13 protein-coding genes and 2 pseudogenes are annotated in these 23,431 nt (G+C 69.2%); 9 read left to right on the top strand and 6 right to left on the bottom strand.

From position 1 onward, the window contains the following. The first annotated feature begins 34 nt into the window (after window positions 1-34). The 7 genes and pseudogenes from ACIA8X_RS39145 (at window position 35) to ACIA8X_RS39115 (ending at window position 9,736) form a co-directional block, all read left to right on the top strand. A complete protein-coding gene (locus tag ACIA8X_RS39145) occupies window positions 35-2,176 on the top strand; it encodes a beta-galactosidase (protein ID WP_393460119.1) in 2,142 nt (713 codons plus the stop codon). A gap of 602 nt (window positions 2,177-2,778) precedes the next feature. Continuing rightward, a complete protein-coding gene (locus tag ACIA8X_RS39140; protein ID WP_399460305.1) occupies window positions 2,779-4,443 on the top strand; it encodes an extracellular solute-binding protein in 1,665 nt (554 codons plus the stop codon). Next, window positions 4,443-5,498, top strand: a complete 1,056-nt coding sequence (locus ACIA8X_RS39135) for an ABC transporter permease (protein WP_393460113.1) — start codon at window positions 4,443-4,445, stop codon at window positions 5,496-5,498. The genes ACIA8X_RS39140 and ACIA8X_RS39135 overlap by 1 nt, the downstream gene beginning before the upstream one ends. Continuing rightward, a complete protein-coding gene (locus ACIA8X_RS39130) occupies window positions 5,495-6,421 on the top strand; it encodes a carbohydrate ABC transporter permease (protein WP_399460304.1) in 927 nt (308 codons plus the stop codon). Before ACIA8X_RS39135 ends, ACIA8X_RS39130 begins: the two co-directional genes overlap by 4 nt. Window positions 6,422-6,578: 157 nt before the next feature. Next, a pseudogene (locus ACIA8X_RS39125) lies at window positions 6,579-8,793 on the top strand (1,4-beta-glucanase). Beyond that, window positions 8,793-8,981: a hypothetical protein gene (locus ACIA8X_RS39120; RefSeq protein ID WP_399460303.1), complete on the top strand. Its 189-nt coding sequence runs from the start codon at window positions 8,793-8,795 to the stop codon at window positions 8,979-8,981. The pseudogene ACIA8X_RS39125 and the gene ACIA8X_RS39120 overlap by 1 nt, the downstream one beginning before the upstream one ends. A gap of 38 nt (window positions 8,982-9,019) precedes the next feature. Further along, complete coding sequence (locus ACIA8X_RS39115) at window positions 9,020-9,736, top strand: hypothetical protein (protein WP_399460302.1); 717 nt, start codon at window positions 9,020-9,022, stop codon at window positions 9,734-9,736. Between the two features lie 98 nt (window positions 9,737-9,834). On the opposite strand, the gene ACIA8X_RS39110 is transcribed toward ACIA8X_RS39115, so the two are convergent. The 3 genes from ACIA8X_RS39110 to ACIA8X_RS39100 form a co-directional block, all read right to left on the bottom strand. Beyond that, window positions 9,835-10,800, bottom strand: coding sequence for a glycoside hydrolase family 6 protein (locus ACIA8X_RS39110; protein WP_399460301.1), 966 nt, complete (start codon window positions 10,798-10,800; stop codon window positions 9,835-9,837). Between the two features lie 102 nt (window positions 10,801-10,902). After that, window positions 10,903-12,972 (bottom strand): non-reducing end alpha-L-arabinofuranosidase family hydrolase, encoded by a 2,070-nt coding sequence (locus tag ACIA8X_RS39105; RefSeq protein WP_399460300.1) that lies wholly within the window; start codon window positions 12,970-12,972, stop codon window positions 10,903-10,905. A 52-nt stretch (window positions 12,973-13,024) separates the two neighbouring features. Beyond that, window positions 13,025-14,641: a glycoside hydrolase 43 family protein gene (locus ACIA8X_RS39100; protein ID WP_399460308.1), complete on the bottom strand. Its 1,617-nt coding sequence runs from the start codon at window positions 14,639-14,641 to the stop codon at window positions 13,025-13,027. 409 nt (window positions 14,642-15,050) lie between these two features. On the opposite strand from ACIA8X_RS39100, the gene ACIA8X_RS39095 reads away from it, so the two are divergent. Next, the gene (locus ACIA8X_RS39095) at window positions 15,051-16,697 is read left to right on the top strand and encodes a glycoside hydrolase family 27 protein (protein ID WP_393460095.1); all 1,647 of its coding nucleotides are present in this window, start codon (window positions 15,051-15,053) and stop codon (window positions 16,695-16,697) included. A gap of 30 nt (window positions 16,698-16,727) precedes the next feature. Then, window positions 16,728-17,843 carry an alpha/beta hydrolase family esterase gene (locus ACIA8X_RS39090; protein ID WP_393460092.1) on the top strand — a complete coding sequence of 372 codons (1,116 nt, stop codon included), beginning with the start codon at window positions 16,728-16,730 and terminating at the stop codon, window positions 17,841-17,843. Between the two features lie 79 nt (window positions 17,844-17,922). Here the strand turns inward: ACIA8X_RS39090 and ACIA8X_RS39085 are convergent. The 3 genes and pseudogenes from ACIA8X_RS39085 to ACIA8X_RS39075 all read right to left on the bottom strand — a co-directional run bounded on the left by ACIA8X_RS39085 (window position 17,923) and on the right by ACIA8X_RS39075 (window position 23,430). After that, a pseudogene (locus ACIA8X_RS39085) lies at window positions 17,923-19,700 on the bottom strand (cellulase family glycosylhydrolase). Window positions 19,701-19,740: 40 nt separating this feature from the next. After that, window positions 19,741-21,252, bottom strand: coding sequence for a glycoside hydrolase family 43 protein (locus tag ACIA8X_RS39080; protein WP_399460299.1), 1,512 nt, complete (start codon window positions 21,250-21,252; stop codon window positions 19,741-19,743). Between the two features lie 42 nt (window positions 21,253-21,294). Then, window positions 21,295-23,430: an alpha-galactosidase gene (locus ACIA8X_RS39075; protein ID WP_399460298.1), complete on the bottom strand. Its 2,136-nt coding sequence runs from the start codon at window positions 23,428-23,430 to the stop codon at window positions 21,295-21,297. Window position 23,431: the final 1 nt, after the last annotated feature.

The following is a 23,431-nucleotide window of genomic DNA, read 5'->3' as shown; positions in this document are numbered from 1 at the left end:
CCGCCGGGATCCCCACGTCTCTCAAGGGCTTCGCATGACTGATTTGCCCGCGCGCGTCCTGTTCGGCGCCGCCTACTACCACGAGTACCAGCCGTACGAGCGGCTCAAGACCGACCTCGATCTCATGGCGGAGGCGAAGTTCACCGTCATCCGCGTCGGCGAGTCGGTCTGGTCCACCTGGGAACCGGAGAACGGCCGGTTCGAACTGGACTGGCTGCAACCCGTCCTCGACGGCGCCCACGAGCGCGGCATCTCCGTCGTCCTCGGAACCCCCACCTACGCGGTGCCGCCGTGGCTGGCCCGCCAGTACCCGGAGATCGCCGCCGAGGACGCCACCGGGCGGCCCGCCGCGTGGGGTGGCCGGCAGGAGGTCGACATCACGCACCCGGCCTTCCGTTTCCACGCGGAGCGGGTGATCCGCGCGGTCGCGGCCCGTTACGCCGACCATCCCGCGGTCATCGGTTTCCAGGTCGACAACGAGCCGGGCCCGCGGCTGCCGCACAACCACGGTGTCTTCCAGCGGTTCGTGGACGACCTGCGGCAGCGGTACGGCGATGTGGAGACCCTCAACCGCGAGTGGGGTCTTGTGTACTGGTCGCACCGACTGTCCACCTGGGCCGACATGTGGAAGCCGGAGGGCAACGCACAGCCGCAGTACGACCTGGCCTGGCGGGCGTTCCAGGCCCGGCAGACCACCGAGTTCATCGCCTGGCAGGCCGGCATCGTGCGTGAGTACGCGAGGCCGGGCCAGTTCGTCACCACGTGCCTGGCCTACTGGTCTCCCGGCCTGGAGGACGACGAACTCACCGACAGCCTGGACGTCACCGCGGGCAACCCGTACTACGACATGCAGGACAGCCTCACGATGCCCGAGCCGCCGCACGAGAAGCTGCCGGGGCAATGGATGGCGTACGGGGCGTGGGCGCTGCACCACAGCGCCGACCGGATCTACTCCTCGCGCCAGGAGCCGTTCCTGATCACGGAGACCAACGCCCAAGCCATCGGAGGCACTTCGGACAACCGGCCCGCCTTCGACGGGCAGTGGCGGCAGGCCGCGTGGGCGTTGGTCGCGCGCGGGGCCCGCATGATCGAGTACTGGCACTGGCACACCCTGCACTTCGGCACCGAGACGTACTGGGGCGGGATCCTCCCGCACAGCGGCCGACCGGGGCGCGCCTACCGCGAACTCGCCCGACTGGGCGCCGAGTTCGAGCGGGCAGGAGACCTGGTCGCCGGGATCACACCGGACGCCGACATCGCGATGGTGTACTCGGCGCCGAGCAAGTGGCTGATGAACAAGTACCCGCCGCTCGCCGGCCCCGACGGCGGTCCGGACGCGGGTGCGTACGAGGGCATCTTCGATCCGTTCTACCGGGGCGCCTTCGAGGCGGGGCGCCAGGTACGGATCCTGCACGCCCGTCAGTTGCACGACCCGCGCGGCGAACGCCCGGGACTGGCACCGGAGTCGGCGGCCGAGCTGCACCCCGTGCTCATCGCCCCCGCGCTGTACGTGGCGGACGACGGGATGCTCGACTGGCTCGGCGCCTACGCGGAGGCGGGCGGCCACCTCGTCCTCGGCCCCCTCACCGGCTACGGCGACCATGAGGCGCGGGCACGCCACGAGGTGACACCGGCGCGACTGGTGCGGGCCGCGGGCGTCCGGTACGACGAGTTCAGCAACCTGCACGCCGACCTGCCGCTGCGCACCGCACCGGACAGCCCGCTCCAACTGCCGGGCGGCGCGGTGGCCACCCGTTGGGTGGAGGGCCTGGCCGTCGAGGACGCCGACGTCCTGGCCGAGTACGACCACCCGCACTTCGGGAGCTGGCCCGCCGTCACCACCCGCCGCCACGGCGTGGGCCGCGTCACGTGCGTGGGCACCGTGCCCGGCCGCGATCTGGCGCGCGCGCTCGCCGCGTGGCTCGCGCCCTCCCCGTGCGGCGGCTGGCAGGGCCTGCCGGACTCGGTCACCGTCGCCACCGGCACCGCCCCCGACGGCCGGCGCGTCCATGTCGTCCACAACTGGAGCTGGCAGCCGGCCACCGCCCAGGCCCCGGTGGACCTGACCGACGCCCTGGACGGCAGCGTGGTCCCGGCCGGTACGCCCGTGCGACTCGGTGCCTGGGACGTCCGCGTCCTCGCCGCCGCACCGGGGTCTGCCGCGCAGGACCGGTGACATCCGCCACCGCGGCACCGGAAACAGGCCGACAGGCCGACAACGAGCCCGGCGTCGGTCTTCGGCACGCCCTGGCCGAATTCATCGGCCGGCAAGCCTGAGTCGTCCCCGGGGTCCGGCCAGTACGTCGGATGGTCGCTGCGCAGGCCGGGTCACGCGGTCGTAGCCATCCCATCTTTCCGTCGAGCGTGAGCCGCGCCGGCAGATCGTCGATGCGCTTCGCGAAAGGCAGCTGCGGATCGCGGAAAGGGTGATGTGTGCGCGGCGTATGCGCGGACACGTGGGATCCCTGTAGATGGAGCGGCAAGTAGTTTCGAAGCGCTTCGATGCTCGTCAGGCACCAGGGCGAAGGTCAAGAGAGCAACACCGTTCCCTCAAGCAGGGCATACGGAGTGCCCCCTCCAGCACCTCGGAGGAATCTTGGAAGCGACCCTTGTGTGCGTATGGGTGTTCACTTAACCTCACAGAAACTTCGAAGCGCTTCGACTGTGAATCGCGTTGCAGTGGTTGGATGTCCGCTTCAGCTCAGCCAGTTCCAGTCACGACACCGCAGCCGACGGCCCACCGCCGGGTGTCCAGGTGAGCCATGAAGGGTTGACGCAATGACGCCGAATGCCGCCTCCTCCGGACCGAGCCGGAGAAGCTTCCTCGCCTCCTCAGCGATCGCCACCGCAGCGGTGGCCGGGGGAATGCCGCTGCTCACCGCCTGCGGCGGTTCGGACAGCGGGTCGCGAGAGGGCACCACGTCGGGCAAGGCCGCGGACAAGCTGCTCCCGACCTACGTCGCCAGCAAGGTGGCCGATCCGGACATTCCCTCGAAGAACGGTGCGGCGGCCGGCTACACCAGCAAGGTCGACCTCGCGGCCCTCACCACCTCGGTACCGGACAAGCTCGGCACCGGCGCCCCCGTCAAGATCATGTCCCCGTTCTGGGGCACCCCGCCGAAGCCCGGTTGCGCCTACTACCAGGAGCTCGACGCGGCGGCGGGTACCAAGGTCACCTGGCAGAACCAGAACGGCATGACCTACGGCCAGAAGCTCGGCGCCGTCCTCGCCTCGACCTCCCTGCCCGACATGGTGGTCGTGCCCAGCTGGGAACTGAACAACAGCAAGATCGGGAGTGCGGTCGCCGCGAAGTGCATGGACCTCGGCCCCTACCTGGCGGGCGACAAGGTCAAGAAGTACCCGAACCTGGCCGCGATACCGTCCGACGCCTGGCGCATGGGCATCTTCGGCGGCGCGCTGCGCGGCATCCCGATGCCCACCGCCCCGGCCAGCATGATCGTGCCCTACTACCGCAAGGACATCTTCGAGAAGAACGGGTACTCCGTACCCAAGTCGGCCGACGAGTTCCTCAGCTGGGCCAAGGACGCCACCAGCGCCAAGGCCAAGGTGTACGCCTGCGGTGACATCTCCTGGATCGCGGGCGCCGTCTTCAGCGTCGCGCCCAACTGGAACATCGACGACGACGGCAAGCTGCGGTACAGCATCGAGCGTCCCGAGTATCTCGAATCCCTGGCGTGGCTCCGCAAGCTGTTCGACGCCGGCGTGGTCCACCCCGACGACCGGGCGCGCACCGGCGACGAGGGCCAGCGGTTCACCTCCGGACAGATCCTGGTCTGCAAAGGCGACATGACCTTCTGGTACGTCAAGGCGGCCGAACAGGCCCGGGCCAACCCGGAGTTCCAGATCGACGGCATGGACATCTTCGGCGCCGACGGCGGCAACCCGACGCCGTACGCGTCCGCGCCCGCCAACATCTGGTCGATGATCCGCAAGGGCGCCTCCAAGGAAACGGTCGAGAACGCCCTGGCCGCCGCGAGCTTCGCGGCAGCGCCTTACGGCACCAAGGAGCGGATGCTCGTCGACTACGGCGTCGAGGGCAGCCACTACACGGTCAAGGACGGCACCCCGGTCAAGACCGACCAGGGCAACAGCGAGGTGATCAACGCCTGGTCGATGCTGGCGGCCCCGGCGCCCTACCTCGCGCACCCCGACCTCCCCGACGTCGCCCGCGCGCAGGTCGAGTGGCAGCAGCGGATGGGTGCCTTCATGAAGAAGACCTCCATCTACGGCATGACCATCATCGAGCCGGCCCGCTACGCCAACCTCTCCAGCCAGCTCGAGCAGTTGCAGATCGACTATGTGCGCGGCAACAAGAAGATGTCCGACGTCCAGGCGTTCATCGCCAACTGGAAGTCCTCCGGCGGTGACAAGCTACGCGACTGGTACAAGGAGCTCATCGACAAGAACGGCAGTGGCAACTGATGTCGCTCACCACCGGGAGCAGGCCGGACGGGACCCGTCCCCCCGCGGCCGTCGAGGAGCCGGCGGCCGCGGTCGCCGCCGCCAAGGCGACGAAGGGGCGGGCGCCGCGCGGGATGGGCAAGGCCGGCAAGGTCCCGTTCCGGGTCCGATGGCACCGCGATCGCGCGCTCATCCTGATGACGCTGCCCCTCATCGCGCTGCTGCTGGTCTTCCACTACGTCCCGCTGCTCGGCAACGTCATCGCCTTCCAGGAGTACGACCCGTACATCGCAGGCAACGGAATCACGGCGATCTTCCACAGCCCGTGGGTCGGCCTGGAGCAGGTCGAGCGGATGGTCGAGGACCCGCTGTTCTGGGATGCCACGCAGAACACCCTCGTCCTGTTCGTGATCCAGCTCGTGCTGTTCTTCCCCGTTCCCATCGCCCTCGCGCTGCTCATCAACAGCGTGATCCGGCCGAGGGTGCGGGCCGTGGCGCAGGCGATCATGTATCTGCCGCACTTCTTCTCCTGGGTCCTTGTGATCACTGTCTTCCAGCAGATCTTCGGCGGCGCGGGCATCATCGCCCAGACCCTGGAGAACCACGGCGTCAGCGGCTTCGACCTGATGACCGATGCGGACCTGTTCAAGTGGCTGGTCACCGCGGAGGCCGTGTGGAAGGACGCCGGCTGGGGGATCATCGTCTTCCTCGCCGCGCTTTCCGCCGTCAGCACGGATCTGTACGAGGCCGCCGCCATGGACGGCGCCGGCCGCTGGCGGCGCATGTGGCACGTGACGCTGCCCGCACTGCGCCCAGTGATCGCGCTCCTGCTGGTCCTGCGGGTGGGTGACGCGCTGAGCGTCGGCTTCGAGCAGTTCCTGCTCCAGCGGGACGCGGTGGGCGCGGGAGCCGCCGAGGTCCTCGACACCTACGTATGGAACATGGGAATCCAGAACGGCGACTTCAGTTACGCGGCTGCGGTCGGCCTCGTCAAGGGTCTCATCGGCGTCGCTCTCGTCCTGGGCGCGAACAGGTTCGCGCACCTGCTGGGCGAGCAGGGGGTGTACAAGAAGTGAGTCTCAACACCACGCTCATCCGCAGCCTCAAGGCGCCGCCCCGGCCGGTGTGGGAGGAGCCGCCCAGCAAGGCCGGACTCACCGCGAAGGGCGGCCTGCTGCTCCTGTGCTGCCTCGGCGTACTCGGTCCGCTGTGGATCGTCGTCGTCACCAGCCTCTCCCCGAAACCGATGATCGACCAGGTCGGCGGCCTGGTCGTGATCCCCCGCGGCATCACCTTCATCAACTACACGGAACTGCTGAGCGGCGGACAGGTCAGCCGGGCGATCATGGTCTCGGTCGGGGTCACCTTCTTCGGCACCCTGTTCTCCATGGCGGTCTCGGTCCTCGGCGCCTACGGCCTGTCCCGGCCGGGGAGCCTCGGTCACCGGTACTTCCTGATGACCATCATGGCCACCATGTTCTTCGGGGCCGGCCTCATCCCGACGTACCTCCTGGTGCAGGCGCTCGGCCTCACCGACACCTATCTGTCGCTGATCCTTCCGAGCGCGGTCAGTGTCTTCAACGTTCTCGTCCTGCGGGCCTTCTTCATGGGGATCTCCCCCGAACTCACCGAGTCCGCCCGCATCGACGGGGCCAGCGAGCCGCGGATCCTGCTGACCATCATCATGCCGCTGTCGCGGGCGGTGATCGCGGTCATCTCCCTGTTCTACGCGGTCGGTTACTGGAGCGCCTGGTTCAACGCCTCCATCTACCTCTCCGACCAGGAGATGCTGCCGCTGCAGAACGTGCTCATCCAGCTGGTCCAGAAGGGGACCGAAGCGCCGACCGGCCTCCAGCAGGCGGTCCACACCGGCGAACTCTCCAGCCTGGGGCTGCAGACGGCCGTCATGGTCCTCGCGCTGATCCCCGTCGCGGTTGCCTCCCCCTTCGTCCAGCGGCACTTCAAGAAGGGCATGCTGACCGGAGCGATCAAGGGCTGACGCCCGAACCGGAAACCCCGCCGTAGGGCTCTCGGCCGCGTGTTGTCTGCGGCTGCGCTGTGGCTGGTCGCGCCCAGGCGGCGGAGCCGCATATCGATACAGCCCCGCGCCCCTTTCGGGGCGCTCCCCCCCCCAACTTCCAGAACGAGGTACGTCCATGCCTACGTCCCGCCTGAGCAGACGAGCCGTTCTCGCCGGGACCGCGGCCGCCGCCGCGCTCACCACCGTCCCCTCCCTCGCAGGACGCGCATACGCCGCCGCCCCCGCCGCCGGCCAGGCATACCGCTGGCGCAACGCCGTCATGGGCGGCACCGGGTTCATCACCGGGGTGCTGTTCCACCCGTCGGTGCGAGGGCTCGCCTACGCCCGGACCGACATCGGGGGCGCCTACCGCTGGGACGCCCGGACCGACCGCTGGATCCCGCTGACCGACCACCTCGGCTGGGACGACCGGAACCTCCTCGGCGTCGAGGCCATGGCCGTCGACCCCGCCCACCCGAACCGGGTGTACCTGGCCCTCGGCACGTACACCCAGCCCTGGGCCGGCAATGGGGCCGTGCTGCGCTCCGAGGACCGGGGTGCCACCTGCAAGCGCACCGACCTCACCGTGAAGTTCGGCGGCAACGAGGACGGGCGTGGGTGCGGTGAACGGCTGCTGGTCGACCCCCGCGACTGCGACACCCTGTGGCTCGGCACCCGGCACGACGGGCTGCTCAAGTCGACCGACCGGGGCGCCACTTGGAAGCCCGTGAGCTTCCCGGCCACCCCGAGCACCGTCGGCCAGGGCATCACCCTCCTCGTCGCCGCGGGCCGCAGCGTCTACGCCGGCTGGGGCGACTCCGACGGCACCGCCGACCACCCCAACCTGTACCGCACGTCCGACGGAAAGACCTGGGAGCCCGTCCCCGGGCAGCCCACCGGCATCGCCGCCAAGGTGCCCGTCCGCGCCGCGTACGACCGCCTCACCCGCGAGCTGTACGTGACGTACGCCAACGCCCCCGGCCCCAACGGGCAGTCGGACGGCAGTGTGCACAAACTGCGTACGGCGAACGGGAAGTGGACCGAGGTCACCCCGGTGAAGCCCGGTGGGGCGTCGAGCGATGGCGGGACCGATTCCTTCGGCTACGGCGGTGTCGCCGTCGACGCCCGCAGGCCCGGGACGCTCGTCGTGTCCACCAACAACCGCTGGGCCGAGATCGACACCGTCTTCCGTTCCACCGACGGCGGCCGCACCTGGAAGTCCCTGAAGGACGAGGCCGTCCTCGACGTCTCCGAGACTCCCTTCCTCAACTGGGGCAAGGACAAGCCCAAGTTCGGCTGGTGGATCCAGGCCGTCGGCCTCGACCGCTTCGACTCCGAGCACGTCGTCTACGGCACCGGCGCGACCCTGTACGGCACGCGCGACCTCAAGCGCTGGGCACCGCAGATCCGCGGTCTTGAGGAGGCGTCCGTGGTGGCGCTCCTGTCGCCTCCGACGGGAGAGGCCCACTTGATCAGCGGATCGCGGGACATCGGCGTGCTCTACCACGAGCGGCTGACCGCCTCCCCGTCGCGGGGCATGGCCACGAACCCGTGTTCGGGTCCGCCATCGCACTCGCCCAGGCCGCGGCCAAGCCCTCGTACGTCGTGCGCACCGGCTCGGGCGACCAGGAGAACGGCGCCTGGTCGAACGACGGCGGAAAGACCTGGACGCCCTCCGCGTCGCAGCCGGCCGTCGCCAAGGAGGCGCCCGGCCCGATCGTCACCAACGCCGACGGCAGTGTGCTGCTGTGGTCCCTCGCGCACTGGGACGGCACCGTGTACCCGGCGCACCGCTCGGCGGACAACGGCGCCACCTGGTCCGAGGCCACCTCCCTCCCGAAGGGCGCCGTCCTGGTCGCGGACCCCGTGGACCCGACCTGCTTCTACGCCTACGACACGACCGTCGGCACGCTCTACGCAAGCACCGACAGCGGCCTGACCTTCACCGCCCGGGCCACCGGCCTGAGCTCGGGCGACGCCGGGTTCCAGCTGGCCGCGGCCCCGGGACGCTCCGGTGACCTGTGGCTCAGCGCCAAGGCGAACGGGCTCTACCGCTCCACCGACGGCGGCGCGACCTTCACCAAGGTCGGCAGCTGCCGGTCCTCGCACACCCTGGGCTTCGGCAAGGCCGCCAAGGGCGCCTCGTACCCGGCGATCTACATGGCCGGCGGGATCGAGGACTTCAACGCCATCTACCGTTCCGACGACGAGGCCAGGACCTGGACGCGGATCAACGACGACCGGCACCGGTGGGGCTGGACCGGAGCGGCCATACCGGCGATCCGCGCGTCTACGGCCGCGTCTACCTCGCCACCAACGGGCGTGGCGTGCAGTACGGGGAGCCCGTCTGATGCCCGACACGAGTAGCGCGATACGAGGCGGCGCCGAGGTCGACCTGACCTGGGCGCCCGACGGGGCGAGGGCGGTCCTGAAGCCGACTCGCACCGTCCGTATCGAATTCAGGACTTCTTCCGGTGACGCGGAGCCGATCGACCTCGTCGCCGGAGAGGACCACGTCCTCAGCCTTGGGGCGTGGTAGCAACCCCCACATTTCCCCCCACCCGTGGAAGGGACACCATGGTTAAAAGCAAGATACGCAAGATCACCATGGCGGTGCTCGCGCCGGCGATGGCTCTCGGTGCCACCGTCGGTCTCGCCTCCGCCCCGGCTTCGGCAGCAGTCTGGAACTCCTGCGACCAGTGGGCCAGCACCAGCCTCGACGGCTACAAGCTCTACAACAACATCTGGGGCTCCGGCGCGGGCGGCCAGTGCACCTGGGCCAACTCCGGCACCAACTGGGGTGTCTGGGCCGATCACCCCAACACCGGCGGCATCAAGTCCTACCCCAACTCGACGAAGACGATCAACAAGACGATCGACTCCCTCGGCTGGCTCACCAGCAACTACAACGTCAGCGTCCCGTCGTCCGGCGCGTACAACACGTCGTACGACATCTGGGACACCGACCACCAGTACGAGATCATGCTCTGGGTCAACTACAACGGAGCCGTCGGCCCGATCGGCGGCTACGAGGGCAACGTCAACCTCGGCGGCCACAACTGGAACGTCTACAAGGGCACCAACGGGGCGAACCAGGTGTTCTCGTTCCTGCGGACGTCCGACGCCAACTCCGGCACCGTGGACGTCAAGCCGATCCTTCAGTGGATCGCCTACACCAAGGGCTGGATGCCCGGCAACGAGACCATCGGCGACGTGCAGTTCGGCTATGAGATCACCTCGTCGTCCGGCGGACTCAACTTCAACACCAACAACCTGACCGTCAGCGGCGGCTGACCCGACATCAGGGCCGAGGTCGGTCCGCGTACTTCCTCAGGCGCGGTCGACCTCGGCCCGCAGCGCGTTGTGTTTCGCGAATCGCGGGCGGCCCCGGATCAGTAGCCGTAGATCATCTTGTAGGCGACCTCCGGGAGGAACTGTCCGGCCGTGGAGCCGGTTCCCACGCCGCAGTTGCCGTCGGACTCGCCCGGGACCTTGATCCACAAGAGCATCTCGGCGCCTCCGCCCAGCTGGGTGGGGGTGCCGATACGGCGGCCCGAAGGGTTGCACCACTGGCCGTTGGAGCCGTTGCCGTTGCGACTGGTGTCCACGACGAACGGCTTGGTGTAGCCGTACCGGGCGCCGAGTTCCCTGTTGACGGCGTTGCCGTACGCTGTGTTCTCGGCCGTGGTCAGGTAGTTGGAGATGTTGAGCGAGAAACCGTGGGCCTGCCGGAGGCCCGCTTCGTGAAGGCGCCGGGCCATGGTCGCCGCGCTCGCCCAGGCCGGGTTGCCGGCGTCGAGGTAGACCCAGGTGTTGGGGGCCTGACGGTTGAACTCCGCGAGCGCCCCGGTCAGCATGCTCTCGCGTTCGTCGATCTGCGCCTGGGTCATACAGCCGTAGTCCCCGAGGGAGTCCGGTTCGAGGACCACGACGGCCGGGCGGCCGGCGATTCCGCCCGCGAACTGGGCGATCCAGTTCGCGTAGGCGGACGGCGAGGAGGCTCCGCCCGCGGAGTGCCCGCCGCAGTAGTCGCGGTTGTAGATGTTGTAGGCGACGAGGAGGGGCAGCTTGTCCCGGGCGTCCGCGGCGCCCACGTACGCGCCGGTGGCCGTGCCGATGGTGCCGCTCCAGGACCCGAACCAGCGGGCCGTCGGTGTGTTGGCGATGGAGGCGTTGATCGCGGGTGCCCGGCCGTCACCGGGGTTGGCGGCGACCCATCGCTTCGAGCTGGAGTCGGGGTCCACGTAGAACCCGTTGGTCATGGTCGTCGGGTCGGCCGCATGGGCGGACGGGGCGGTGGCGAGCGCCAGCGGCAGCGAGGAGAGCGCTGCCACCAGGGCGAGGAGTCTGCGGCGCATGACGGGTACCTCGGCTTTCTGACATCTGACTGGGGGTATCCGAAGGTCGGCGGTGAGCATGGGGAGCGCTCCCACCGGAAGCGCTCCCCACGGCACGGTCGATCAGCAGGTCGAGTTGGTCTGGGTCAGGAGGCCGAGCCGCCACGGGAGGAGGTTGTAGTCGCCGCCCGCGTTGGGGTTCATGCCCTGGTAGACGTACTGGAGCCGGCAGGCGGGAATGGTCAGTGTCTGGTCGTAGCCGGCACGGATCATCTCGCCGTGACTGATGTCCCGGGTCCAGGCGCCCGAGGGGAAGGAGACGTTGTTGGACCGAGCGAACGGGTTGCTCTCGGACGCGGCCAGGGGTGTCCAGGAGCCGGCGAGGCTGCTCGTGGTCCAGGAGCGGAAGTAGCGCCGGCCGTCCGAGCCGATGGCCTCGACGAGGAGCAGGTACTGGTTGCTGTCCTGCACCTTGTACACGTTGCTCGCTTCGAACAGGGCGTACTTGGAGTCCTGCGCCGCGATGACCGTGTTGGTGAACCCGTTCGGGAACTGGCCGACGGTCGTCTGCGAGCGGTACAGGTGCCCGTTGTCATCGGAGGAGAACAGGTAGCAGTTGGCGCTGTCGCAGATCACCCACATGTCGACCCAATGGCCGTTGCCGATGTTCTGCTTGATGATGTCGGGCATCGACGAGTAGAAGTTGCGCGGCGCGCTCCACCCGTTCGGGTTGCTGATGTCGGGGTTGGTGGAGTACGAGGCGTTGCCGGTCTGGTACACGAGGTACCACAGGCGCTGCGGCGCGTAGTAGAAGACCTGCGGTGCGGCGCGGTACCCGCGTCCGATGGCGCTGCGGTCCAGATAGTGGTGCGTGGCCGAGCCGGCCTGGGACCAGTCACTGAAGTTCAGGTACACCAGGTTGTAGCCGGAGGAGCTGGCGACGCTCGCGAACACGTGGTACTTGCCGTTGTACTGCACGACCGTCGGGTCCTTGATCCCGGCGATGTTGTGGGCCGAGTCCGGCTTCGGCGAGATCAGAGGGCCGCTGGAGCTCCACGAGTAACGGCTGGGCAGAGCAGCGGCGTTGGCTGCGTTGCGCGTGGCGGCGGGCTTGCCGCCGGTGGCGGTGGGCGTGCCGCGGGTGGCGGTGGGCGTGCTGCGGGTGGCGGCGGGCGTGCCGCCCAGCGTCGTCAGCACCGCGTTGTACGCAGACTTCTTGTTGCCGCCCCGGTCGAACAGCAGCGGATTCTCCGAGGCCCGCCAGGAGTCGCTGTCGCGGATGCCCCAGACCGTGATGCCGGTGCAGCGCGCGACGTTCATGCAGGCCCTGACCGTGTTCGCGTACGCGGTCGGCGACGCCTGCGCGATGTCCAGTTCGGTGATCTGGACGTCCACGCCGAGGGCGGCGAAGTTCGACAGCGTGGTCTGGAAACTGGCGGGCGGGCCGCCGGTGCCGAAGTGGGCCTGGAGGCCGACGCAGTCGATGGGCACGCCGCGCGCCTTGAAGTCGCGGACCAGGCGGTAGACACCCTGGGTCTTGGCGTCGCTCCAGTTCTCGATGTTGTAGTCGTTGTAGCAGAGCTTGGCCGCCGGGTCGGCGGAGCGCGCGGTGCGGAAGGCCTGCTCGAGGAAGCCGTTGCCCAGCACGTCCCGGAAGACCGAGCTGCGGAGCTGGCCGCTGGGGCCGTCGGCGAAGGCCTCGTTGACTACGTCCCAGGAGTGGATCCGACCCTTGTAGCGGTTCATCACGGTGGTGATGTGGTTGTTCATCACGCTGCGCAGCGTGTTCGCGTCCCTGATGGAGCTGACCCAGCCGGGCAGTTGGGAGTGCCACACCAGCGTGTGGCCACGCAGGCGCTGACCGCGGGCCGCCGCGCGATTGGCGATCTGGTCGGCGGGGCCGAAGTTGAACGAGCCGCGGGACGGCTCGGTCGCGTCCCACTTCATCTCGTTCTCGGGTGTGACCGAGTTGAACTCCCGGTCCAGGATCCCGGTGTACGTGCCGTCGCCGAGCCTTCCGGCGGCCACGGCGGTTCCGAAGTACCGTCCGGACTGGGCGGCTTGGGCGCCCAGAGTGGAGGCTCTGACGGCGTCGGGTGCGCCGGTCGCCGTCCCGGGTGTCGCCAGGGCGACCGCGACCAGGAGGGCTAAAACCGAGGCTCGGCGACGGCCGAGTCGTTTCAGCGGGTTCATGGTTCTCCTCGTACGGCTGGGTGGGGGGTTGGGGGTGCGAACCTCCGATCGTTCAGGGCGTGGACAGCTCGAACCGCGTGACGCGGACCGCGCCGCCGAGTGCCTGCGTGGCGTGGTTGAAGAGGGCGAATCGATAGCCCATGAAGAACCGCCAGTCGTTGCCCATGGAGAAGGCGGGCCCGAGGCGGGTGAACGTGGTGCCGTCGGTGCTGTAGGAGAAGGTGCCGGGGCGTGCCGTGCCGGGGCGGATGTCCGCGCCAGCGCGCAGCCAGATGCGGCCGCCTGAGACGGGCGCGCTCGCGACCTCGGTGCCGGTGCCGGTGGTGTTCCAACTGCCGTCCATGGTCAGCCCGTTGACCATCACCACCCGCGTCGTGCCGCCGTCGCGTTTGAGGCCGATCCAGGCGGAGGAGTCACGCAGCAGCGCGAGTCCGGCCCGGTCGCCGTCCCGCATCGCGGAGTGGTCGAGCTGGACGGTGGCGGTGGAGGTGGGTCCCTGGATGCGGTGTGTGAGGGTGTTGCGGGCCCAGTAGAGGTCGTTGGTGACGGTCGCGGTCCGCAGGGTCAGGCCGTTGTCGACCGACCACTTGGTGTTGTCCGGGTTATGGTTCCACTCCCACCTCGGTTTGAAAGTCGTGCCGTCGAAGGTGTCGACGCCGGTCATGGGGGTGACCTGGCGGGGTGGCGTGGGCACGGCCGGGCTGGGATACGAGGTGCCCCATGCGCCGTTGACGAGTTGCACGACGGGCCAGCCGTCCGAGGTCCAGGTGACGGGTGCCAGGGCGGGCATCCGGCCGCCGGGATACGCGTCGACGAAGGCCATGTAGTACCAGGCGCCGCTCTGCGTCTGCACCAGCCCGCCCTGGTGCGGGACGCCACCGCCGGGGATCGGCCCGCGCAGGTCGAGAAGGACCTGCCGCATCGTGTACGGACCGAAGGGGCCGCTCGACGACTTGAGGATGTACTGGCCGTTGGCCGGGCGGGTCAGGAAGATGTAGTACTGCCCGTTGATCTTGTAGAAGCGGGCACCCTCGAGGGTGCCGACACTCGACGGTGTCGTGAACACCTGCTGCGTGCGGACCTGGCTGCGACCGTCGGGCGAGAGCTGGGCCACGCTGATGGTGGTGTTCCCGTAGGCCACATACAGGGTGTCGTCGCTGTCCACGAGCAGACCCGCGTCGTAGTACGGCGTGCTGATCGTCGTCAGCCTGCTCCACGGCCCCTCGACGGCGGTGGCGGTGTAGACGTACGTCCGGGCGAAGTCGATCTGGCCCAGCCAGTAGAACGTCCTGTTGCTCGGTCGGTAGGCCAGCGACGACGCCCAGATCCCTCTGACATAGCCACGGGCGCCGTTCAGGTCGTACTTGGCGCCGAAGTCGAGGACGGGCACCGAGTGACCGGCGATCTCCCAGTTCACCAGGTCGTACGAGCGCAGGACGGGCGCGCCCGGCGAGTAGTGCATCGTCGAGGCCGAGGCGTAGAAGGTGTCGCCGACGCGGATGACGTCGATGTCCGCGAAGTCCTGCCAGATCACCGGGTTCGTGTACGCCGCGGCGGCTGCGCGGGCGGGCCCCTGGGCTGCGGCCGGAGGGAGGACCACGCCGGCGGTCAGGCTGGTGGCGGTCGCCAGCGCGCGGCGACGGGAAAGAGGTTGATGAGGCCATGACATATCCATGGGTGACGTGCTCCTTGCGGCTCGGCCGTTGCGGTGGCGCAACCCGGAGGTGCCCTGCCGGGTTCGAGTGGAGCGGCTCTGGCGTGTTCGGAATGACGAACAAAAGTCGAGTTGTCGAGCAACCTGGATGATAGGCGGCCGGTGAACGCCGTCAAGAGTTCTCGCATGATTCGCCAGTGTCATCGAAACATTCGAAGCGCCTGGGTGTGAATCACCGCAGGTCAGTCAAGTCCCCTGAGCCTGCATGTGCCGCAGCCCGAGTTCTTGGCGTGCAAGGCGTGGCTGGTTTGCCGAACGTGTTGACATGTCAGCTCGCCTCTCTAATATCCGTGACGCTCTCAGTTTCCGAATGACATCCGAAATTTCGGACCCCCTTGTGTGCCCCCGGGAAAAGGAGCCCTAGGTGCTCAGACGATCAGGCGGACGATTGCTCCGTCTCCTCGCGGCCGCTGTGCTGACGGTCACCGCGTCCGTGACGGCTTCCTCCCCACCCACCGCCTCGGCCGCGCCGGGCAGCCCCGCGCTGACCCCACCGCTGGGCTGGAACAGCTGGAACAGCTTCGGGTGCGGGATCACCGAAGCGCAGGTCCGCCAGGCCGCCGACGCGATGGCGTCCTCCGGTATGCGGGACGCCGGCTACCGGTACGTGGTGGTCGACGACTGCTGGTTCGACCCGCAGCGTGATGCGGCGGGCAACCTGCGGGCCAATCCGGCCAAGTTCCCGAGCGGGATGAAGGCGCTCGGGGACTACATCCATGGCAAGGGCCTGAAGTTCGGCATCTACCAGGCGCCCAACGAGCGCACCTGCGCGCAGGGCGTGGGTACCTACCCCGGCTCCACCGGCAGCAAGGGCCACGAGGTCCAGGACGCCAACACGTTCGCCTCGTGGGGCGTGGACTACCTCAAGTACGACTGGTGCTCCGGCAACGGCACACTGGGCGAGCAGGTCGCGCAGTTCACCCTGATGCGTGACGCCCTGCGCGCCACGGGGCGGCCGATCGTCTACAGCATCAACCCCAACAGCTTCCACGCCCCCACCGGCGACAAGTACGACTGGGGCCAGGTCGCCGACCTGTGGCGGACGACCGAGGACCTGCTCGACATCTGGCAGAACGGCAACACCAACAGCTATCCGATGGGCGTCGGCAACGTCCTGGACGTCACCGCGCCGCTGGCGGCGCAGTCGGGCCCGGGGCACTGGAACGACCCCGACATGCTGGTCGTCGGCCGTCCCGGCCTGTCACTGACCGAGTCCCGCTCCCACTTCGCCCTGTGGGCGCTGCTGGGTGCCCCGCTCATGGCAGGCAACGATATCCGCACCATGTCCGCCGACGTGAGCGCGATCCTGCGCAACCCGCGTCTGCTGGCGGTGAACCAGGACCCCCTGGGCGCGGGCGGGCGCAGGGTGCGCGACGACGGCGGCACCGAGGTGTTCGCCAAGCCCCTGTCCGACGGCTCGGTCGCGGTGGGCCTGCTCAACCGGGGAGGCGGTACGGCAACGATCACCACCACGGCCGCGCAAGTCGGCCTGTCCGGAGGGCCGTTCTCCCTCACCGACCTGTGGACCGGCGGCACGTCCAGCACGTCCGGGCAGATCTCGGCGAGCGTCCCCGCTCACGGCGTGGCCGTGTTCCGGGTGACCGGGGGCAGCCCGCTGGACGCCACCACCTCACGGCTGCGCGGCAACGCATCAGGCCGCTGCCTGGACGTGGACAACGCCTCCACCGCGGCCGGGGCAACGGTACTGCTCTGGGACTGCCACACGGCCGCCAACCAGCTGTGGACCACGTGGGCCGGCGGCGAGATCCGCGTCTTCGGCGACAAGTGCCTGGACGCCTACAACCAGGGCACCACCAACGGCACCCGTGTCATCACCTGGCCCTGCAACGGCCAGAACAACCAGAAATGGACCGTCGGCTCCGACGGATCGATCCGTAACGTCCATGCCGGGCTGTGCCTCGACGTCAACGGGGCCGGCACCGCCAACGGGACCCCGCTGGTTCTGTGGACCTGCAACGGCCAGGCCAACCAGAAGTGGACCCGCGCGTGATAGGCGCAGCTTGAGAAGAGGAGTTTCACGATGGCGAGGACAAGATCCTTCTTATGGACCGCCGTGCTCGCGGTGCTGCTCGTCCTGACCCTGGGAGGCACGGCGCTGGGCAGTGCCCACCGCGAGAACGCGCCGCTCACGGCCTCCGACACGGCTACCGCAACCGTCGGCACCGCTGCCGCGACCCCCGGATGCGGCAAGGCCCCCACCCTGACGAGTGGTACGCACACGATCCAGAGCGGCGGCAAGAACCGGAGCTTCATCCTGCGGATCCCGGACGGCTACGACCGGAACCGCGCCTACCGGCTGGTCTTCGGCTTCCACTGGCTGGGCGGCACCTCCACTGACGTCGCCACGGGCCGCACCGTGGAAACCGGCACCTGGTCCTACTACGGGCTCCAGCGACTGGCGAACAACAGCGCCATCTTCGTCGCGCCCCAAGGCCTCAACAACGGCTGGGCCAACGCCGGCGGGGAGGACATCACCTTCGTCGACGACATGATCAGGCGGATCGAGGCGGACCTGTGCGTCGACACGACACAGCGCTTCGCCACGGGCTTCAGCTACGGCGGCGCCATGTCGTACTCCCTCGCGTGTTCCCGCGCGACGGTCTTCCGCGCGGTCGCGGTCCTGGGCGGCGGACAGCTCAGCGGATGCAGCGGCGGCACTCAGCCCATCGCCTACCTGGGGGTGCACGGTCTCAGGGACAACGTGCTCGGCATCTCCGGCGGACGGGGGTTGCGGGACAGGTTCGTCAGGAACAACGGCTGCACCCCGCAAAACCCGCCGGAGCCGGCGCAGGGCAGCCTGACGCACCGGGTCACCACCTACTCGGGGTGCTCGGCCGGGCATCCGGTCGCCTGGGCCGCGTTCGACGAAGGGCACATTCCCGCTCCGCAGGACGGGGCCGCCGGTGACAGCGGCTCCCGGACCTGGGTGCCGCAAGAGGTGTGGAAGTTCTTCACCCAGTTCCAGACCTCCAACCCGTCGCCGGGGACGGCGGCCTGCCGGGTCACCAGCACCGTCAACGCGTGGAACACCGGCCTGACGTCGAACATCACCATCGGATTCCAGGCCGCCCACACCGGCGACACCGCCACCCCGCTCTCCTTCACGCTCAACGGAACCACCTGCGCCGTCACCTGACCGGCAAGGCACTCCGGAGCGCACAACGCCAGTGCCCTGGTTGCCGGGGAGGTGGCAACCAGGGCGAGGTGCGGGTCGGTCAGGGGATGGGTGGGACGTGAGTGCCGGTGACCGAGTCTCCGGACTTCTTGACGTGGTACATGACCTTCTTTTCGCCGCTGTAGAAGTTGAAGGTCAGTGTCACCAGTTCGCCGTCGCGCAGCGAGTCCAGGAACTCGGGCGTCAGGATGATCGTGTCGTTCGGGTAGTCCGGCGAGAAGGTCGCGTTGAACTCCTGGTACACAGTCCAGTTCTTCGGGCCGGCGTAGCTGCCGTCGCCGTACCTGGCCTCCATGGTCGCCAGCACGTCGCCCTTGTACTGCGTGGGGATCGTGAACGCGTCGGTCTTGCCCGTGGCGTCCGACAGCACCGCCTCGTCGTAGGTGACCACCTCGATCTGCCAGGGCAGCCCGCGGGAGAACCGGGCCTGGAGCGTGGCGTTCACCCCGTAGTCGCGGTCGCCCGACAGCCGGGTCAGCGCGCCGGCCGTGAGGACGAGCCGCGTCTTGTCGAAGAGGGTGTAGTCCCGTCCCTCGACGAGCTTGGTCTCACCGTGCCACAGGCCCCGGAACGTGGTCCCGTTCAGATTCAGGGTGACCCCCTTGGCGGTGATCGGCTCCTTCTTCTTCAAGAAGACCTTGTCGAAGGAGGCCGTCGCCGAACGGGTGGTCCAGCTGGACTTGATCCACGCCATCAGGGCGGGGTCCGTCCACTTCAGGGTCTCCCGGTTCAGGTAGGCGAAAGTTCCGGGGTCCCACAGCGCGGTGGTGACTCCGGCGAGGCGCGTCGCGTGTCCGAGGTGCTCGTAGTACTCAGTGCCTCGCCCCGCTCGACGCGGGAAGGATGGTTGATGTCGGGAAAGCCGAGCAGGCCCAACTCACCGACGTAGACGGGGATGCCCCTGGCGACGAAGGTGTCGCGCATGCGGGCGAAGGCGTCGTTGAGGTCGCTCTGGGCGACCTCGTCGTAGTGGGTGCCGCCCGCGATGTTCACGCTGAACGGGTACCAGCTGTAGAAGTGCACGGTGGCGACCAGATTGCGGTCGTTCAGCTTCCGGATCGTGGCGGACAGGTCGTCCATGAGGCGCTGGTCAGGTGTGCAGTAAACCGTGGGGAGGACGAGCAGTCGGTTCGCGTTGCCGCCGCCGGAGGAACGGACGATCTTGTGGAAGGAGACGTTGAGCTCGTTGAGGAGCTTGGTCTTCTGGGCGTCCGTGGCGTCGGCGAACTGAGGCTCGTTGACACTCTCGAAGAGCAGGGCGCGCTGAGCGTCCCGGAATCTCTCGGCTATCTGGGTCCACAGCGAGTTGAAGCGGGCGAGCACCGTGTCGTGGTCGGTGGGCATCTTCGAGATCCACTGCCACGAGTCGTGGTGAATGTTGAGCACGACGTACAGGTCCTCGGCGAGCGCCCAGTCGACCACCTGCTTGACGCGGCTCATGTACGCGGCGTCGACGGTGTAGGGCGCGGTGACGGACTGGTGTGCGCTCCAGGTCACCGGGATGCGGACGCTGCGGAAGCCCTCCGCCCGGATGCTCCTGAACAGCTCTCTGGTGGCCTTGGGATTGCCCCAGGACGTCTCGTCCGGAATCGCGTCCAGGGTGTTGCCCAGGTTCCAGCTGGGCTGCATCGCCGCGACGGCGTCCATGGCGCGGGCCGGAACCTTGACCGTGGAGCCTGCCTGCTGCGCCGTGCCGTCGGGCGTGGCGATCGCGGTGCTGCCGGACAGTCCCAGGACGACGAGCAGCGCCATCAGCAGGCCGGCCAGGCGGCCGGTGCCTCGTCTGCGGTGGTGTGCGGGTTGCCGTATGTCCTTCACGTGTCGTTCCCTTCGGTCGGTCGAGCGGGAGGGGTCTGGTTCAGCCGTCGAGGGGCTCGTAGTCGAACCAGTCGAAGCGGACGGTGCCCGCGGTGGCGTACATGCCGATGACCCGGCCGGTGAAGCCGCCGGCGACCTCGGTCGACAGGTAGCGGCCGTCGAGGGTCGCGAGCTCGGTGAACGTGCCGTCGGGCTGCTCGACGCCGAGGGAGACGACGTCGGGTCCGGTGCACGGTCCGTGCGGAGACGGCGGTTCCGTGCTCGTGACGGCGAGGACAACCGGCCCGGCGGGCACGGACGTTGAGGCCACGACCGTGCGCAGGGAGCCGACGCGCGCGACCACCTGTACCTGCGTGCCGGACACCTCGACCGCGTAGTGGTGCCGCTCGTCGAGCCGGACGGCAAGGCCACCGCTTCCCTCCGCGGCATCGACCAGCGTGCGCGCCCGGCACGACAGATGCTGCTGGCGCCGGCCGGTGAACACCACGTCGGGCTCGTCGAGGGAGCCGCCCCGCGCGCGGAGCGTCAGCCATCCGGGGCGCTCCTTGGTGGTGCAGTGCTCGGCGGGCCGGTCGCGCAGGGAGATCCAGTACGGCCGTAGTTCGGCGAGCTCGAAATCGTCCCGGTGCTCCTCGACAGGGCCGGGGGAGAGCGGCCACGGGAGCTCGGGCAGGTCCAGGGCGACCTCGCCGACGACCGGCCAGTCGTCCACCCAGGTCACGGGGGCCAGGAAGGTCTCACGGCCCAGCACATGCCAGCCGGGGGTGCCGCCGCCCGGTCGGACGCCGAGCAGCACCATCCACCAGGAGCCGTCGGGGCCTTGGACCAGGTCGGCGTGCCCGGTGTTCTGCACGGGGTGGTCGGTGCCGCGGTGGGTGAGGATCGGGTTGGCCGGGCACGGCTCGAACGGGCCTTGGGGCGTACGTCCGCGGGCGATCGAGACACCGTGGCCGCGCTCGGTGCCGCCTTCGGCGATGAGCAGGTACCAGTAGTCGCCGATCCGGTACAGGTGCGGCGCCTCCGGGGCCTTGGCGCCGGGCCCGCCCGACCAGAGTTCGTGCGGTGTCCCGAAGGTCTCCCCGGTGGTGGGGTCGATACGGACCTGCGACACCCCCGCGACCGTGCACCAGCCGGTGCCGTCCTCGTCCCAGGCCAGGTCGGGATCGATGCCGGGCACGCCCGGGGCCCAGATGGGATCCGACCACGGTCCGGCGGGGTCGGTGGCGGTGACGATCAGGTTGCCGCCGCCCTCGCTGCAGTTGGTGACGATCAGCCAGAAGCGGCCGTCGTGGTGGCGCAGGGTGGGGGCGTAGATCCCGCCGGAGGACCACGCCTCCGACAGACGCAGCTGCTCCGGCCGGTCCAGGGCGTTGCCGATCTGTGTCCAGTGCACCAGGTCGCGGCTGTGGAAGACGGGTACGCCGGGGAAGTACTCGAAGCTGGAGCACGCCACGTAGTAGTCGTCGCCGACGCGGCAGACGCTGGGGTCGGGGTGCATGCCGGGGATCACGGGGTTGGTGAAGCGTCCGTCCGGCTGGTGCAGCGGGGGCACCGAAGGGTCCTCTCGTCGAGACGTGGCTCTGGCGTGGGTGGTTCAGGGAGCGCCCGGCCCCGTGGGGGTGATGCGCAGCAGGACGGCGGACGGCGCGGTGGGCAGCGTCAGGCTCAGCTCGGCCGTGCCGGGCGTCCAGGCGGAATCGGCCCGGCTGACCGAGGGGTAGAGCAGGTCGACACCAGCGGCGGTGTCCCGCAGATGGGGCAGGTGAAGCGTCGCCGTGGCGTCGGCTCCGGGGCGGCGCCAGACGGTGAGGTACGTGGTGGCGGGAGTGCGCAGGGCCAGGGCGATCCAGGGGTCGTCCCAGGCAGGAAGGCCCAGTGGCCAGGACGGCACGGCTTGCGGCAGGTCGGCGCGGATGGCCTTGTACACGGCTACCGCCTCGTGGACCAGGGCGCGGGCTTCAGGCTCGAGTTCGGGAATGCGGCCGGAGAGATGGATCCGGCCGAGGAGCGCGTTGGCCATGGTGAAGGCGACCTCGTCGAGGGAGTCCTCCGGCTGGGGGTACGCCCAGACGGCGCCCTGTTCGGGGGTGGCGGCGGTGGGTGCGGAGGCCGCGATGGGCGCGTAGTGCTGGAGGTTCTGCTGGTCGCTGGTGGACTGCAGCTGCATCCGGGACAGCAGGGCGTGGTCCCATCGCATGCCGCCGGAGGCGCAGTTCTCCACCACCAGGTGCGGGTAGCGGTCCAGGATGCCGTCGATCCAGTCGAGGTGCGCCCGGTTGTGGCCGAGCAGACCGGCGCCCGGGGTCTCGCCGGGGTGGGCGCTCGTGCCGGAGCCGGGGTCGATGTTGTGGTCGAGCTTGAGATAGCCGACGCCCCACTCGCCGACCAGGCGGTCCACGACCTGGTCCAGGTGGGCACGGGCGGCCGGGTGGCGCAGGTCCAGGTGGTGCCGGCCGTTCTCCGTGACGCGGACGCCGTCGCGGCGGAAGAACGCCTCGTCGGGCAGGGACGTGGCCATGGGACTGCTTACGCCGATCACCTCCGGTTCCAGCCACAGGCCGGGAACCATGCCGCGTTCCCGGATGCGGTCCAGCACCTCGTGGATCCCCTTCTCCCCGGGGAAACGTGAGGCGGCCGGTTCCCAGGCGCCGACGGTGGTCCACCAGCCGCCATTGTCGCCGTCGTACCAGCCGGCGTCGATCACGAAGTACTCCGCGCCCGCGTCGGCCGCCGCGTCGATGTGCGGCAGCAGCTTCTCGGTCGTGGGGTCGCCCATCAGGCAGTTCATGTAGTCGTTGAAGATGACGGGAAGGCGCTGGTGGTCGGCGTGCGGGCGGCGCTGGGCGCGGCGGTAGAGGGTCAGCGCGGCGAACGAGGCGTCGGGGCCGCCGTCCGCGCTGAAGGACAGTGCGGCGGGTACGGTGCGGAAGGCGGCGCCGGGTTCCAGGGGATGACGCCAGCCGTGGTGGGCGTCGGTGGGGCCGAACAATGCCGCGTAGGCCGCCTTGTCGTGCTCTTCGCATTCCCAGCGCCAGCCCCCGCCGTTGTGCTCGATCTGCCACACCCAGGTGCGGCCGGAGCGGCGGTCCGTCAGGCCGCCCATGGGCAGGTGTCCGCAACTGGACCAGGTGCGCTGTCCATTGAGGGCGAAGCCGGCTCTGCCATGCCCGTTGCTCACCCGTCCGCCGTGGGCCGGTGTGGTCAGGCGCATCGGCTGTCGCTGCCAGCGGCATTCGGAGAGCCAGTCGTTCTCCGCCCACAGCAGGTCCGCTGCGTCGATGGCCGCCGGGTCCTGGGGGGTGAGGCAGCCCACCGCGAGCGAGCTGACCGACTCCAGGTGCAGCGTGGTCTGCCCCTCGTTGCGTAGGGTCACTTCGCTGCGGAGCACGGGGATGCCGTCCGGTGACCGGTAGGTCACCTCCGCGGCCAACCCGGTGTCGGGGTCGGTGAGTTGGACGGTCAGCGTGTGCCAGTCGCCGTCGCGCGCCGCGAGGTGGCTCCGGTGGCGCAGACGCCTGCCGAGGTCGGTCCCGATCAGGCGGTCGCCCGACCAGCTGCGGCCGTGACCCGCGGCTGTCACCTCCACCAAGGGGAGGGATGCGCCGGGGATGCTCAGCGCCTCGCCTGGCAGTCCGAGGTACGTGAGGCGCGGGCTGCCGTCGTCATCGAGGACGATCTCGACGTGGAGGGCCTCGTGCCCCCAACTGAAGGTGCCTTGGTCCTTGGTCATA

The organism is Streptomyces sp. NPDC051738, assembly GCF_044453205.1.
In the GTDB taxonomy this organism is placed as follows: Bacteria; Actinomycetota; Actinomycetes; order Streptomycetales; family Streptomycetaceae; genus Streptomyces.
Note: the sequence above shows the minus strand (reverse complement) of the source record. Positions and strands in the feature narration are given on the sequence as shown.